Raw genomic sequence first — 15637 nt, forward strand, 5'->3', positions numbered from 1 at the left:
AACAGGTCCATCAAACCCACGGCGGAACCACCCACCGCCACTAACCGTTTACAAATTTTCGCCCCCAAACTGTCCAAGGAGTGGGGTCCACCCCACCCTGCATCACCCGAGGTCCATTGATAAAGAAAGCTCAAACAATAATTCAACGGTAAAACATTTCAGGTCAGGTTCATTTAATGTACTGAGTCTAGGTGATGTTGAGTGTAATAATATTGCAGCAGGTCTTCGTAGACAACGAACAATTAATAAGGAAACGGATGTAATGATTCTTGCGCACCACGGTGCCAGCAATGGATTCACTACATCAGCATTCATCAAGACCGTTCGCCCCACTGTCGCAATTGCGAGTGCAGATTACGCGAATCAATTTAAACACCCAAAACAAGAAATACGGAATCTATTGCATAAACACAAGGTAAAGCTATTCACGACAAAAACTGGAGATATCGTAATCTTTTCCACCGGCAATCATACTGGTCACTATCGACTCGTTAATCTTAAGGCGGGTAGTTCTGAGGTCTCGAGTCAGTCTGATTTTTACGCCCGTAAGTCGAGCTTTCTAAAAAACAATATTGATACTATCAGAGCTAAATTGAACAGAGGCAACCGTGGACCAAGACGCTAACAAGGCCGTCAACTCGGACGCATTTTTCGCTCGCTGCGCTCACTACAAATGCGCCGGTTACGGCTGGCGTTATGCATATTACACAAATGGACATTGAAGCAATTTTAATTTTCGTAGCAATTTTTGTAGCAGCAGTAATCACGCTTGCTATTCCGTTTGTTTGGTTAGGAAGAAAAGCACACTCTCTTCCTGAAACCGCTGCCGGCTCTATGAGAGTAACTCGTGCGGGTGTAATATTCGCCATTATATACATCCCTCTCCTAACATTAGCTTTTGGAATTAAATATATTGTTCCAGATATATCTCACAGTATAAGAGCATTAGCTATCGTGTCGGTAATAATTATTGGATTTCTGGGCGACCATTTAGCAAATAAGCTGGGTTTCGGTTTTTTAAAGAAAAACAATAAAGAAAATGCATAACAATGTGTTCAACAACGCTCGTTTCTCTCGCTCCGACCGCCAACCCGCTACGCGGTTTTGCGGCCGGTTAACACAACGTTCTACGGCATCATCATCCGTCTGTACCTGATCGACAACCAGCACCACAATCTGCCGCACATTCACGCCAGATACGCCGAGTTCGAGGCGTCCATAGGTATTGGTGATGGCGAGATTCTTGCCGGTGACCTGCCGCGCAAACAATTGCGTTTGGTGCAGGCGTGGATAGAACTCCATCGCGACGAACTCATGGCCGATTGGGAACTCGCCGTCGGTGGCGAGAACCCTTACAAAATTGAACCGCTGTGAGGAGGTCGCCATGTATTGGGATGTAAAAACTGTCAAGCCGCTGCCGAACTTCCGCATTTATGTTGAGATTGAGGACGGCCGCAAGGGCATTTTCGATTTAAACCCGTATCTCGACCACGGCGTTTTTCGTGAGCTTCGAGACGTGCATTATTTCAACCGGGTAGGCATTCTGTTTGGCGCGGTAACTTGGCCTAACGAGCAGGATATTGCCCCAGAAACCCTGCTGTCTGAAATGCTCCCTGCGGAATCAAAGGCGTCCAACCCGGCAGTCCACACGGACGCTGCGCAATAACGCCGCGCAGCGCCGGCGACCTCCACGTTGGACACCATGTCGACACGCATGGTCAGGTGCAAATAGTCAGGGCTCCCCAAAAAAAAGCCCCTCCCAGGTGGCATACCGGGGAGGGGCTCAGCGTTTGTGGGGCGTTTAGACCGTCTGCCCTCCTTCCCACAGGCGACGCCGTACCACGGTTTCGCGATTCCTCTTGGCCTTGGGATCGTCCATGGGATACCACGCGGCGGCCCAATCGTCGCCGAGGCTGCCGGGTGAACGGATCGTAGGGGGGGCCGCTCCGTCGCGGCGTAGTTCCCGCACCTGGATCGTCCAGTCCTCGGGACGGTTTCGGGGAATGCGGGCAAAATCGGCGACCAGGGTCTCACGCGCCACCTCGGCCGCCTGGCGGGGATCGACCGCCGCTACCTTCACCACCGCGTGAAGGCCCATGGCCACGGGGCGGGTGAACGGGATAACACCAAAGAGGCGGCGCGGCAGCGCCACCTCCAGGTTTTCGGCGCCGATCCATACGGAATAAAGGGAAAGGTTCATGGCTTGTCTCCTCACTGACAGAAAACGAAACGCCCTTACGGCGTGGGGTTAACCTGGGCGGCGGTCTGGTTTTGAAGAGACCGCAGGCGCCCTCCCCCTACCGCGTGTCCACCGTCGCCAACCACATCGCTACCTGCTCGATGGCCTCGTCGCTCATCCCCTCTACCGCCTGGGCCATGATCGAACCCGGAGCCCGCGCCCCATCGCGGTAGTCGCCGAGATTGACGACCAGATAGCCCATGGGCTGTCCGGCCACACGGGGGAAAATCCCCTGCCCCTGCCCTTCGGGGCCGTGGCACCCAGTGCAAGCGGCGAAGAGCTCCTTTCCCCGCGCCACGGTCAAAGGATCGGTGGGGGGATCGCTGGGTCGTGCGGGCAGGCTGGCGAAATACGCGGCCAGATCGTCGATATGCCCGTCGTTCAAGGTCATGGCGACCTGTCCCATCGTCCCGGCCATGACCCCAGCCTCGCGCAACTGTCGTAAGCGCCGCTCCAAGTACCGCACCCCCTGCCCCGCCAGACTGGGCCATTCGGGATTGGTGCTGATCCCCCCCTCGCCGTGGCACTGGGTGCACGTCTTACCCTGGGGACCGTGGGGCTTGGCCGCCAACGCCTCGCCTCGGGCGGCGTCACCGTTCGCCACCAAGGGGATGGGATGGCGGCGTTGGTGGGTGATGTTGACGTGGCAATCCAGGCAACTGCCCTGGCCGGAGAGCACCGCTTGGTGTTCCGGGAGTCCTTGGGGGAAAACCGCTTGCGGCTGCTCATGACAGCTCCGGCACGAGGCGGCCTGCTCTTGGGCCATCCGGGTCCGCTCCTTCATACCCAGCTTGGGGGCCAGGGTATGGTCGTTGAAGTCCTGATCGCGCAGGGCCATCTGCACCCCCTTCCAATCGCCCCCCTGTAAAAACATGTGGGAGAAGAAATTGGGGACCGAGTGGGGCTGGTCGTGGCAGTTCTGGCACCCCGGCTTGAGCGCAGAGGTCGAGGCGCCATGGCGGCTGGAACGAAAATCCTCGGCGGCGCTGGGATGGCATTCGGCGCAACCGATGTTGACCCCAAAGGGTTTCTCCGCCCCCGCCCGGGCATTGAAGGCTCCCTCCTCGGGGCCGTACCAGGTCTCGTGACAGAAGGTGCAGGTCGAGGGTTGGGCGAACAGGGGGGTGATGCCCGGAACGTGGAGCAACCCCACCTTGCCCGCCGCGAGCAAGACCACCAGAAAAATTCCCCCTGCGGTCCACCATGCGATTTTTTTGAAGTCGGATCTCATCCCCGCACCCCCTCGACCGCATCGGCCCGCGTGACCACGACCCGGCCATAATGATCGTCGGCGCGGGCCGGAGCCAATTGCACCGGGGTGCAGCGGGCCGCCAAGCCCGTCTCCCCGTCGAAGCGGGGGACGATCAGATCCATGGGATGAACCCCCCGGTCGCTCCACCACAGGTTGTGGGCCAGGTCGGCATCGGGACAGGCGATGGGACCGTACTCGCGGCGAGCGAGCGGCCCCGCCTTGCCGCTGGCCACCGCCCCCCCGGACCAATGCCCCCCCTGGATATGCATGGTCACCACCTCGGGATGAACGGTCTGGGTCACCCGAGCCACCCCCACCAGGTACCCCCGCTCCGAGATCACCCGGATCGGATCGCCATCGGCGATCCCCAGGTTACGGGCGGTGGATGTGTTGATTTGCACATGGTTGGCCAACTGCTGCTCGGCGATCAGCTTGTGGTTGGCGGTGACATCCCCCTCGCCAATCTCGGCCGCATGAACGATCAAGGTCAGCTTCCCCGGCTTGGCCACCTCGGGTGGGGCTTCCCACTCGGGCAATTCGCCCAGCGCCATGGCCGGAGATGGGTCGGGCCACTCGGGTTGGAGGGGCACCCCATCTTCGTCGACGACCTGGCGTCGGAAGGGGTCAAATCGCCCCTGCAAGGGCCAAATCCCAACCTTGGGCAAAACCGCCTGCCATCCCCCCTCCTCCTCCAGCCCCTCCACCGAGTCGAGCTGAGGGGCAAGCCACTCGACGGGATCGTCGAAAACCCAATACCGCAGCGCAGCCTCGGGACGGGCGGCCCGGATCGCGTCGCGCAGAATCTGCGCCAAAGGCCGGGCCTGCCCCGGCGGGGTCCGGGCCGGCTGCCGGGCGCCAACCCAGGGGATCAATGTCCCCTTCCCGGCCACCGCCTCGTAGCGCTCCAACCAATGGGCCTCGGGGAGGATCCAATCGCATAGATCGGTCGATTCGTCGCGACGGGTGGCGATGGCCACCGAAAAGGCGACCCGTTGAGGATCCTCCAACCACCTACGCCAGACATCGGCGGCGGGCTGGTTGAAGGCGGGATTGGCCTCGTGCAACACCAGCGCATCGAGGGGCTCGGCTCCCCATGGCAACTGTTCGGCCAACAAGGGCTCGCCTGCGGGTGGGTCGGGAAGGGGCTCGATCGCCCCGAGTTCGAAACCCCGGGGTTGCGCCAAACCCCCCGGCTGTTCCAGGGATCCGGCCAGCAGGGCCAGCAGCGCAATCCAGCGTTCCGCCCCCCCGCCCCCGGTATGGGCGGCAACGCCGCTGCCCGCAATCACCGTCAGCGGGCGGATGCGACCGACCTCCTCCCCCAGCTCCTCCAGGGTGGCGAGACCGATGCCGGTCCGGGCGGCGATCTCCTCCAAATCGGTGTCGTCGAGCAAACCCTCCAGGGTATCGGGATCGAGCCCGCCCCCCTGCGCGGCGGCTGCGACATCGGCGGCGTCGTTCCAATACATCTGGGCCGCCAAAGCCCGGGCCAGCAGGCCGTCGGTGCCGGGACGGATCGGAACCCAGCGCTGCGAGGCGGCCGCCGTGCGCGACAGCCGGGGATCGATGCTGATCAGCCGTGCGCCGAACCGGGCGTGCGCCTCCAGAAACGCCCCCCCCCATTCGGGGCGGTGCATCAGAAAGTTGGAACCGAAGTTGAGGGTAAGCCCCGCCCGAGCAAGGTCGGCTACCGGCTCCTCCACCCCCCAGATCCCGCGCCATATCCTGGCCCGGCCCGCCGCCACCCCGAGGGTGAGGTGGTGGGGGGTGCCCAGGGTGTAACTCCAGCGTCGCCACAGGGTTTCGGGCGAACGGGGGCCGGTCAGGCAGACGGTCGCCCCGGGACGGGCGGCGGCCAGGGTCGAGCCGAGTACCGCCAGCGCCTCGTCCCAACCGGCGGGCTCGAACACCCCGTCGGATCGCCCCCCCCGGCGCTTGAGCGGTCTGATCAGACGGTCGGGATCGTCGGCCTCCAGCACCGCCGCCACATGGGCGGTGGCGGCCCGACCCAGACTGGACGAGGCATGGGGTACCCCCGAAATCGCCGCCACCCGCGCACCACCGCCCCCATCCCAGCGGGGTGGCGCCAGGGGATCGTCCTCCCGCCAGGCGATCAGGGGGTATTCGCCGCCATGGGCGGGGGAAGAGGTGAAGATGGCCTGACGCGCCACCCGCTTGAAGTTGTGGTACTGCGCCCCCTCGACCCCCAATGGCGCAGCGCGGGCAGGCAGGGGGGTCGACAAAGCGGCGGCGGCCGTCAACGAAACGGCGGCGCTGCCCAGCAAAAAATCGCGTCGGGTGACGCCGGAGCGCAGACCACCCTGCGCAGACCCACGGCCTTCAGGGGACACATCACCCGTCATGCAAAGATTGGTTGTCATGGCGCGGCCCCTTAAAAGAAGGTTTGAAAGTAAAAACCACCCATCACCCACCAGATGCGCATCCCGACGATACCGGTCGCCGCCATGAAACTAGCGACGAGCACCACGGGGTACCGCCGTCCCCAACCGGGAATGGCCAGCAGGGTCAACGGCAGCAACAACCCCCAGATCACCTCGACCCAGGCGAAAACGAACTGGAACGGCCCGAGCAGCACCCCGTAGAGCACCACAAATTCCTCGCCGCGTCCGTAGGTCATTTGCAGGAATTCGTTCAGCAACAAGAAGAGGTCGAAGACGATCCCCCACATCATCAAGCGCGACAGCCCGACGATCAGTTCGGGGGAGACCCTCTTTTCGGGGGCAAGCCAACGGTTGCGTAGGGCCAGTGCCAGATTGAGAAAACCGATCCCCGACACGAAAGCCCCGGTGAGGAACAAAATGGGGGCGGTAGCGGTGTGGTTGGGGTCTAGGCCGGGAATCAACTGCGACACCACCCCGGTGTACCAGTGGGTCCCGATGGCCAACACCACCGCAAGCAATCCAAAGCGCTGGGCCCGGCGCACGTCGTGCCGCCAGACAAAATAGGAATAGACGATCATCCCAAGGGTGTAGGAGAGAATCAGGGTGGTTCCCCACATCATCGGGGCCGACCAATGGCTGAAGCTGGTCAGCATCAACAGGTGGAAAAAGCGCCACATGTGGCCGAGGTCGAAGATCAGCAACACCGGCACAATCAGCAGCAAAACGATGGCGGTGTTGGCGGCAAACAGAGAGATCGGCTTGTACTTGGGCACCCCGAAGACCCACCCCAAGGAGGAGACCACGAAGGAGCCAGCCGAGGCCCCCACCAGGTAGAAGTAAATAGCGATGGGGATGCCCCAAGGGACGTGGTGAAACGCGTTGGCGACGATTTCCCGTTCCATATCAATGCCCCCCAAAAAGTTTGTGGGGGATTTCGCCGAGGAAGCGCCCCAGGTTGTGCAGGGTTCTGCCGACGAAATCGACCGGGCCGGTCTCCCCCTCGATGTAATCCCCCTCCAACTGCGGGTGATGACGCGAGAAATCGCGCCGCCGCTCGGCCAGTTGGGCCGTGCGGTCGAGGTAGGCATCGACCGGATCGCCCAGGGCTTGATCGAGACCGATGTAAAAAATGGTGGGATGGGTCCCCATGTCGGGGCGCAGGTTGGCAACCCGGTGGCTGGCCACCAACTTGGCCACCCGACTTTCGGGATCGTTGAGGTCGCCGTAATTCATGGCCCCGTTGGGGCAGGTGGCGACGCAGACCGGCAAATCGCCCCGGCTGACCTGGGTGATGCAGCCGTCGCATTTGTCGACCACGTTGATCGGGGTGCGGGGATCGGCCCGGTGGCCGGTCAAAAAGTGGCGGGCGTTGTAGGGGCAGGTTGCCATGCAGGTTCGGCAACCGATGCAACGGTTGAAACGCTGCAAAACCTGCCCGTCGGGGTGTTTGAAGGTGGACCCCGTGGGACAGTTGCGCACACAGGGGGGTGAATCGCAGTGGTTGCATGAGCGGGGCAGGTTGAGGCGCTGGACGTTGGGGAACGTGCCCGCCTCCTCCTCCTTGACCCACATCCGCCACTGCCCCAGCGAAACCCCGTGCGCGGTTTTGCAACCCACCACACACGCGGCGCAGCCGGTACAACGGCTCAAATCGACGACCATCGCATAGCGACGCCGTCCAGGGACCCCCATGCTGGGGGTCACTCCGTACAGTCCCAATTCGCGCGTCAACATGGCGCCTCCCGGTGTTAAAAGCCGGGCCGGCCATGCATGAGCCAATGCAACACATCCCCAATCGTCTCGGGAAAAGCACACCCGGGCCGCCGTCGCCGAACGGAGACCCCGCGCATACCACTGCCGGTGGACGGGAATGGGCCATACGGCCCATGCGGACAGGTCCGGAAGCGTGGACGCGCCCGGAATCGGCGGCGTCCGCCGGTTCCGGACGGTGGCGCACTATTTCACGGAGTTAAACCACTCCATGAGAATAGGGACCTCTTCGCTCATGAACTTTTTCTTGTACCGGAAGGCGGGCATTTCGGCCGTCCCCTTGACGAACCCGTTGGTCACCCGATCGGTAATCAGGTTGGGATCGGAGAGGGCCTGGCGCAGATCTTTCTTGGTGCTGTCGGGCTGATCGAACGGGGGGACACCGGAGATCATGTGACACTTGAAACACATCCGGTCGAAAATGTCGGGTCCTTCCGGCGCCTTCTTCTTGGCATCGGCCACGGTGGCCAATCCACATAATCCTGCACTCAACATCGAAATTGCGACGGTTTTTGCAAACATGTTCCCCTCCCATTGAATTGGGTTTGATGTGTCGGCCCGTGTCGAGCCCTTGGGCAATCGGCGAACCGTCGCCAAGCGACGGCTTCCGGCGTGCCCGTCGCCGGAATACCTTTGGAACAACCTGCAACGTTCCAAACCCGAGAAAGACATCAAAAGGACCGCGCCAGGGCGCCTGTCCATAAGGGAAACAAATCCGCACCAAAATTACGTCTATATCATAGCCCCCCCTTTCTTACGTTCCCCTGAACGGCGAGTGAAGATTTGTTCATCGTGGCGAACAACCTTGTCGCCACCCCCGAAACCACCACCAACGCCGCATAAACATCTGAAATCCATACACTCCCGCCGTCTGATCGAGGCCGCGGTCGAAACATCCGCTCGGTCGCGACGCGGTGTGTTCGTGGCCCCACCCCCCCTGCTCCGGCGCGAAAGACCCGCTTGACCGCTCCTGAATAATGAATGAAATTATTCATAGTTCATTATTCAGGAGCGTCGCCCCATGCCCGACCTTACCCGCCAAACCATCCTCGAAGCGGCCCGCAAGCGGTTCATCCACTTCGGTCCGCGCAAGACCACCATGGCCGAAATCGCCGCCGACTGCGGCATGTCGGTCGGCAATCTCTACCGTTTCTTTGACAACAAAGAGGCCATCGTCAAGGCGGTGGCGCAGTGGACCCACGAAAACCGCTTCCAGGCGATGGTCGCGGCGGTCGATCCCGCCGCCCCGGCGTTGGCGCAGATTGCCGCCGCCCTCACCGCCCGGATGCGGCTGACCCACCAGATCACCGCCTCGGCGCCGCGCATCATGGAGATGATCCAAGAGGTGATTCAGAACCACCCCGAGGTGCTGGTTACCCTGGAGGCCAAAACCATCGACCTGCTGGCGGGGATCCTCGAAGAGGGGATGGCGCGGGGGGAAATCCGCCGCGACGACCCCCGCAAGCTGGCCGCAGTGATCGAACATTCCAGCCTGCGCTTCAACCTGCCGGTCTTCCTGGCCCAGCTGCCCCTGGAGCAAATCCAAACCGAGCTGGCCGACCACCTCGAACTCCTCGCCCTGGGGCTCGCCCCCCGATCTGCCGTCTAACGAACGCATAGGGAGACCCCCATGATCCGCACCCGTTTGCTCGCAGCCACCTTGATCGCCCTGCCTGCGGCGGCGCTGCCGCTGTCCGCCCTGGCCGACCCGACCGGTCTTGAGGTCATGCAGCAGGTCGACACCCGTCCCGACGGTAGCGACCTGACCCAAACCATCGAACAAAAGCTGATCGACGCCCGCGGCTCGGTGCGCGAACGAACCATGGTGTCGCTGCGGCTCGATATCGGGGCCGACAAGAGGCAGATCAGCTTCTTTTTGGAGCCGACCAACGTGCGCAACACCGCCATGCTCACCTACGACTACGACGGCGCCGAAAAAGACGACGACCAGTGGCTCTACCTCCCGGCGCTCAAAAAGGTGCGGCGCATCGCCTCGGGCGACCGGGGCGATTACTTCATGGGGACCGACTTCACCTTCGAGGACATCAAGCAGACCCCGGAGCTGGCCGACTACACCTGGAAGCTGCTGGGCAGCGCCACGGTCGACGGTCGCGACTGTTGGGTCGTGGAGGGGATTCCGGCCAGCGCCGATCTGGTGCGCGACCTGGGCTACAGCCGCAGCGAGCACCGCGTCGACAAGGAGCGGCTCATCGCGCTGCGGGTCGACTATTGGGACCGCACCGGCAAATCCTTGAAGGTGATGCGGGCGCTGGAGGTGGCGCAGATTCAGGGGTTCTGGTCGATTGCCCACTCCGAGATGGAGAACCTGCAAACCGGCCACAAGACCGAGATGACCTTCTCGGATCAGAAATACGACACCGGGCTGGATGAGGAGCTGTTCAGCGAACGGACGTTGAAGCGAGGGTGGCGGCAGTAAAGGGGGTACCCGCTGTCCGACACATCGGACCCGTCAGACTTGTCGGACCTGTCCGACGCCATGAATACAAAGGGCTTTGCCATGACCCGTCTTTTCCGCTGGATCGTCGACCACCCCAAATCGACCTTGCTCTTGGTTCTGCTGACCACCGTCTTGCTGGCCAGCCAGATGCGCCACATGCGCATGGAGACCAACATCGAAGAGATGCTCCCCAAGACGATGGACGCCTACATCAACAAGCAGGTGCTCGAAGAGCGCTTCGGCGCCGCCGACATGGTGGTCATCGGCATCCTCAACGACGCCCCGAGGGGATCTACAACCCCCATACCCTGGGGCTGATCGAAGAACTGACCGTCTGGCTGCAATCGCGTCCCGAGTTCCAAACCCTGTCGCTCAACGACCTGCTCAGCCTCTCGACGATCAAAGACATTCGCGGCACCGAGGAGGGGATGGAGGTGGAGCGCTTTATGGAGCGGGCCGCCGCCGATCCCGAGGCGATTGCCCACCTCAAGCAGCGGCTGCTCGACAACGGCCTCTACGTCGGCTCCATCGTCTCGGCCGACGGGCAGGGGACGCTGCTCGTGGTCAAACCGGCCCCCGACATGGTCGGCCACTACGACCAGATCCATAGCCTGATCGCCGACAAGATCGCGCAGATCAAGCAGCGGGGGGGGAGCGAGGAGATCCTCTTCTCGGGTCGACCCATCATCGAGGGGGTGTTCGGGATCTACATGCCGGCCGAGATGAAGCGGATGCAGCCCATCGTCATGGGGCTGCTGGTGCTGCTGCTGTGGCTGGCCTTCCGGGCGCCGCGCGGGGTGTTCTTGCCGCTGGCGGTGGTCGTTCTGGCCGAGCTCTGGACCTTGGGGACCATGGCGGGGGCGGGCAAGCCGATCTACACCATCACCACCATGCTGCCGGTGTTGATCCTCGCCATCGGCATCGCCGACGCGGTCCACTTCCTCAGCCGCGAAGGCTCTTTGGCCCACGCCAATCCGAGCTGGAGCAAGCGCGAGCGCATTCTCGAAACCATGCACGAGCTGTGGAAACCGATGCTGATGACCTCGGTGACCACCGGCGCGGGTTTCCTTTCGATGCTCTCCTCCGACGTGATTCCGATCCAACTCTTCGGCGTCTTCGCCGCCATTGGGGTCGCCTACGCCTTTTTCATCACCGTCACCCTGCTCCCCGCCGCGCTGATGCTGCTCAAGGAGCACCCCGCCGCCGAGCGCAAGGCGATCTTCTCGGGCTACATCGATTGGATGGGGGGGGCGATCCTCAACCATCGCAAGACGATCCTGGCCGTTTTTGCCGTCGTCGTGCTGATCGGGGCGGCGGGCTTAAGCCAGTTGTCGGCCAATAGCTCGATGGTCAACAACTTCAAGCCGGGCGATCCGCTGCGCACCGCCGACACGGTGCTGAACGAGCACTTCTCGGGGACCAACGCCCTGGATCTGATGATCGATACCGGCAAGGCCGACGGGCTGCTCGATCCCCAGGTGTTGCAGGGGCTGGCCAAGATTCAGAGCGAGGCGGAGCTGATGCCGGTGGTGGGCGATTCGAGCTCGATTGCCGAATTCCTCGCGACCATGAACGAGGTGATGCACTCGGGCGACAAGAGCTGGCGGGCCGTCCCCGACTCCTCCGACCTGGCGGCCCAATACCTGCTGCTCTACTCCTTCTCGGGGGCGCCCGACGATTTCGCCACCTTCATCACCGGCGACTACCGCATGGCCCACCTGCGCCTGAACCTGAAAACCGACGAGACCGCCGCCGTCGACCGGGTGGTGGAGCGGCTGCACAGCTTGAGCGACGAGATCTTCCCGGCGGCCCAGGGTTACAAGGTGGAATGGGCCGGTTCGGCCTACACCAACCACCGCTTCAGCGAGCTCATCATCTCGGGGCAGATCCGCTCCCTGCTTTGGTCGCTGAGCATGATTTTGATCGTCTGTTTGGTCCTGTTCCGCCGCATCCAACTGGCGGTGCTGGCGATGATCCCGGTGGCGCTGGCGGTGGTGGTCGATTACGGAGTGATGGGCTGGCTGGGGATTCCGCTGGACATCGGCACCGCCCTGCTCGGCTCGATTGCGCTGGGGATTGGGGTCGACTTCGCCCTGCACTACCTCTACCGCTACCACGACCTGCGCACCAACGCAGGGATGGAATACGAGGCGGCAGTACAGGAGACCAACCACTCGGTGGGACGGGCGGTGCTTTTCAACGCCTTCGTGGTCATCGGCGGCTTTTTGGTGCTGCTCAGCGCCCACCTTTACCCTCAGATGAAGCTGGGGGCTCTGGTCAGCGCCTCGATGCTGGTTTGTTACCTGGCCTCGACCTGGCTCTTCCCGGTGTTGTTGGGGATGGGTCGTAGGCCGGTGGTTTAACCGCGATTTGATCTCGGTCCTATAAGACCTATAGGACCCCTGGGACCTATCAATAACCATGAAAAAACCACTTCTGACCCTTGCCTTCGCCCTGGCCGCCGCCCTACCGGCCCCGGTCGCTTCAGCAGCCGCCAGCGATTGGAGCACCTTCGGCACCCTGAAAAACGAGACCGCCTCCTTCGTCTCGGGGGACGAGCGGCTCGACAAGTCGCAAAACCGGCTCGATCTGAGCGTCGAGGGGTACCTGAGCGACGCTTGGGAATTCCACGGCCGCCTGCTCACCTGGTACGACGCCGCCGCCGACTGGGTGGGGGATCGTCCCGGTTGGACCGGCCCCATCCGCGACCACTACCGCACCTTCGGCGAAACCAAGGAGGCCTTCTTCCTTTATGGGGGCGACAGCTTCGATCTGCGCCTGGGGCAGCAGCAGATTGTCTGGGGCAAGATGGACGGGCTGCGTTTGATCGACATCCTCAACCCCCTCGACATGCGCGAGTTTCTGCTCGACGACTTCCTCGACTCGCGCATCGGGCTGGTCTCGGCCCGGCTCAACTATTACCTGGGCGACCACGAGCTGGAGCTGATCGCCATCCCCGACGCCCGCACCAATCGCCTGGCCCCCATGGGATCGCGCTGGGGCTTCGCCATGCCGAGCGTCCCGGCGGGGGTGACGGTCAACCTGTTGGGGGAGGCGCTGCCCAAGCGCGACGGGCGCGACACCGAGCTGGCCGCCGCCTGGCGTTCCAACATCGGCGGCTGGGATCTGTCGCTCAACCTCTTCCACGGTTTCAAGGCGGCGCCCTCCCTGCGCAAACAACTGAGCGCTGGGGTGATGACCCTGCAAGCGGTGCATATTCCGCTCGACGTGGTCGGGGGCTCATTTGCCAACGCCTTGGGCGACTGGGTGGTGCGGGGCGAGGTGGCGGTGAATCTGGGCGAGGGGATCAACACCAGCGACGTCGCTTGGGACCGCTCGGTCGCCCGCAAAACCACCCTCAACGGGGCGGTGGCGCTGGAGACCACCCGCAACAACTGGACGGTGTCGGGGCAGCTTTTCGGGCGGCGCATCCAAAACTATGAGGCCCGTTTGCAAGAGGCGCAGAGCAGCGGCTTCGCCACCCTGCGCGTCGCCACCGACTACCTCAACGAGCGGCTCAAACCCGAGGTGATGGTGCTGGTCGACTTGGCCGACCATGGCTGGATGGCCCGCCCCAAGGCGAGCTTCGAGATTTCGGACGCTTGGCTGGTCAACGGCGGCGCCGATCTCTTTGGGGGCGATCGGGGGTTCTTCGGGCAGTTTGCCGATAACGACCGCATCTACGCCGAACTGCAATACAGCTTCTAACCCATCGCGAGGAGACACCATGAAGCCCATCGTCCAAACCCTGATTCTGGCCGCCGCTCTGTTGAGCGGCGCCAATGCCATCGCCGACGAGGCGCCCGGAAACGACCTGCGGCTCATCATGCAGGGGCTGGAGCGCAGCATGACCGCCCTGGACGCCGCCCTGTGGCGGGGCAACCTGGGCGATGCCGCCGCTGCCGCCCGTCAGGTCGCCGACCATCCCAAGGTGGGGCAAGCGACCCGCGGCAAGATCAAGCAGGCGCTCGGCCCCGACATGCAGCGATTCGGCGAGGCCGACCACAAGGTGCACGAGGCGGCCACCGCCCTGGCCGAAGCGGCCCAGGCGGGCGACATCCCCGCCACCCACCGCGCCCGCCTGACCCTGCAACAGGGGTGCATGCAGTGCCACGAGGGATTCCGGGCTCGGGTGACGCCGGTTTTGCGCTGAGTCGGGCCTCTGGCCTTCAAAACCCGAGGACCCCGACCTTCACCTTGCCTGTGGGAGGCCACTTCTGTGGCCGAAGCGAAGCTGGGGACTTTCAACGACGAAAAGGTTGGGGCGACGGCCATCGCTGTTGCTCTTTGGAGGGCCACGCTCCGTCGTGGCCGCTTTTCCTTCAGCGCACAAAAGGAGGATGCGGGGCACATCGAGCAGACGGGGGTTGAGGTTCCAGCGTTGCCTCCCCATTCGCGGTCGGGGACCGCTCCTACCAAACACCACCCCCAACCCCGACCTTCACCCTTGCCCGTGGGAGGCCACCTCTGTGGCCGAAGCGAAGCTGGGTTGCCCCCCATTCGCGGTCGGGGACCGCTCCTACCAAAACCAACCCCCCAAACCCCGACCTTCACCCTTGCCTGTGGGAGGCCACCTCTGTGGCCGAAGCGAAGCTGGGGACTTTCAACGACGAAAAGGTTGGGGCGACGGCCATCGCTGTTGCTCTTTGGAGGGCCGTGCTCCGCCGTGGCCGCTTTTCCTTCAGCGCACAAAAGGAGGGCGCGGGGCACATCGGACGGGCGGGGGTTGAGGTTCCAGGGTTGCCTCCCCATTCGCGGTCGGGGACCGCTCCTACCAAACCCCCCCCCAAAAAAACCCCGACCTTCATCCCAGCCTGTGGGAGGCCACTTCTGTGGCCGAAGCGAAGCTGGGGACTTTCAACGACGAAAAGGTTGGGGCGACGGCCATCGCTGTTGCTCTTTGGAGGGCCATGCTCCGCCGTGGCCGCTTTTCCTTCAGCGCACAAAAGGAGGATGCGGGGCACATCGGACGGGCGGGGGTTGAGGTTCCAGGGTTGCCTCCCCATTCGCGGTCGGGGGCCGCTCCTACCAAAACCCACCCCCAACCCCGACCTTCACCCTTGCCCGTGGGAGGCCACCTCTGTGGCCGAAGCGAAGCTGAGTTGTCGGGGCGAGATCGGGTTTGGGTGGAGGTGGTCGCTGTTGCTCTTTGGAGGGCCGTGCTCCGCCGTGGCCGCTTTTCCTTCAGCGCACAAAAGGAGGGCGCGGGGCACATCGGACGGGCGGGGGTTGAGGTTCCAGGGTTGCCTCCCCATTCGCGGTCGGGGACCGCTCCTACCAAACCCCCCCCCAAAAAAACCCCGACCTTCATCCCAGCCTGTGGGAGGCCACTTCTGTGGCCGAAGCGAAGCTGGGGACTTTCAACGACGAAAAGGTTGGGGCGACGGCCATCGCTGTTGCTCTTTGGAGGGCCACGCTCCGTCGTGGCCGCTTTTCCTTCAGCGCACAAAAGGAGGATGCGGGGCACATCGAGCAGACGGGGGTTGAGGTTCCAGCGTTGCCTCCCCATTCGCGGT

At 62.9% G+C, this 15637-nt stretch carries 14 protein-coding genes; 8 read left to right on the forward strand and 6 right to left on the reverse strand.

Translation table 11 applies throughout. The annotated features are described in order from the left end of the window. Positions 1 to 1104 precede the first annotated feature (1104 nt). Both AUJ55_09160 and AUJ55_09165 read left to right on the forward strand, forming a co-directional pair. Positions 1105 to 1374 carry a hypothetical protein gene (locus AUJ55_09160; protein ID OIO56075.1) on the forward strand — a complete coding sequence of 90 codons (270 nt, stop codon included), beginning with the start codon at positions 1105 to 1107 and terminating at the stop codon, positions 1372 to 1374. A 10-nt stretch (positions 1375 to 1384) separates the two neighbouring features. Continuing rightward, positions 1385 to 1666, forward strand: a complete 282-nt coding sequence (locus tag AUJ55_09165) for a hypothetical protein (protein ID OIO56076.1) — start codon at positions 1385 to 1387, stop codon at positions 1664 to 1666. A gap of 135 nt (positions 1667 to 1801) precedes the next feature. On the opposite strand, the gene AUJ55_09170 is transcribed toward AUJ55_09165, so the two are convergent. The 6 genes from AUJ55_09170 to AUJ55_09195 form a co-directional block, all read right to left on the reverse strand. Continuing rightward, a complete protein-coding gene (locus AUJ55_09170) occupies positions 1802 to 2200 on the reverse strand; it encodes a hypothetical protein (protein OIO56077.1) in 399 nt (132 codons plus the stop codon). A 97-nt stretch (positions 2201 to 2297) separates the two neighbouring features. Beyond that, the gene (locus tag AUJ55_09175) at positions 2298 to 3470 is read right to left on the reverse strand and encodes a hypothetical protein (GenBank protein ID OIO56078.1); all 1173 of its coding nucleotides are present in this window, start codon (positions 3468 to 3470) and stop codon (positions 2298 to 2300) included. Further along, positions 3467 to 5872, reverse strand: a complete 2406-nt coding sequence (locus AUJ55_09180) for a hypothetical protein (GenBank protein OIO56079.1) — start codon at positions 5870 to 5872, stop codon at positions 3467 to 3469. Before AUJ55_09180 ends, AUJ55_09175 begins: the two co-directional genes overlap by 4 nt. 11 nt (positions 5873 to 5883) lie before the next feature. After that, positions 5884 to 6795 (reverse strand): hypothetical protein, encoded by a 912-nt coding sequence (locus AUJ55_09185; GenBank protein OIO56080.1) that lies wholly within the window; start codon positions 6793 to 6795, stop codon positions 5884 to 5886. Between the two features lies 1 nt (position 6796). Further along, on the reverse strand, positions 6797 to 7627 hold the full coding sequence (locus AUJ55_09190; GenBank protein OIO56081.1) for a hypothetical protein: 831 nt from the start codon (positions 7625 to 7627) through the stop codon (positions 6797 to 6799). A 222-nt stretch (positions 7628 to 7849) separates the two neighbouring features. After that, positions 7850 to 8185 (reverse strand): hypothetical protein, encoded by a 336-nt coding sequence (locus AUJ55_09195; GenBank protein ID OIO56082.1) that lies wholly within the window; start codon positions 8183 to 8185, stop codon positions 7850 to 7852. 499 nt (positions 8186 to 8684) lie between these two features. On the opposite strand from AUJ55_09195, the gene AUJ55_09200 reads away from it, so the two are divergent. The 6 genes from AUJ55_09200 (at position 8685) to AUJ55_09225 (ending at position 14274) form a co-directional block, all read left to right on the forward strand. Beyond that, entirely contained in the window at positions 8685 to 9272 is a 588-nt protein-coding gene (locus AUJ55_09200) for a hypothetical protein (GenBank protein OIO56083.1), read from the forward strand. A 21-nt stretch (positions 9273 to 9293) separates the two neighbouring features. Beyond that, entirely contained in the window at positions 9294 to 10100 is an 807-nt protein-coding gene (locus tag AUJ55_09205; GenBank protein OIO56084.1) for a hypothetical protein, read from the forward strand. Between the two features lie 81 nt (positions 10101 to 10181). Continuing rightward, a complete protein-coding gene (locus AUJ55_09210; GenBank protein OIO56085.1) occupies positions 10182 to 10439 on the forward strand; it encodes a hypothetical protein in 258 nt (85 codons plus the stop codon). 110 nt (positions 10440 to 10549) lie between these two features. Beyond that, positions 10550 to 12484 carry a hypothetical protein gene (locus AUJ55_09215; protein ID OIO56086.1) on the forward strand — a complete coding sequence of 645 codons (1935 nt, stop codon included), beginning with the start codon at positions 10550 to 10552 and terminating at the stop codon, positions 12482 to 12484. 91 nt (positions 12485 to 12575) lie between these two features. Next, positions 12576 to 13829 carry a hypothetical protein gene (locus AUJ55_09220; GenBank protein ID OIO56088.1) on the forward strand — a complete coding sequence of 418 codons (1254 nt, stop codon included), beginning with the start codon at positions 12576 to 12578 and terminating at the stop codon, positions 13827 to 13829. 19 nt (positions 13830 to 13848) lie between these two features. Beyond that, entirely contained in the window at positions 13849 to 14274 is a 426-nt protein-coding gene (locus AUJ55_09225) for a hypothetical protein (protein ID OIO56087.1), read from the forward strand. Positions 14275 to 15637 lie beyond the last annotated feature (1363 nt).

It is taken from the genome of Proteobacteria bacterium CG1_02_64_396 (assembly GCA_001872725.1).
GTDB lineage: Bacteria > Pseudomonadota > MNWR01 > CG1-02-64-396 > CG1-02-64-396 > CG1-02-64-396.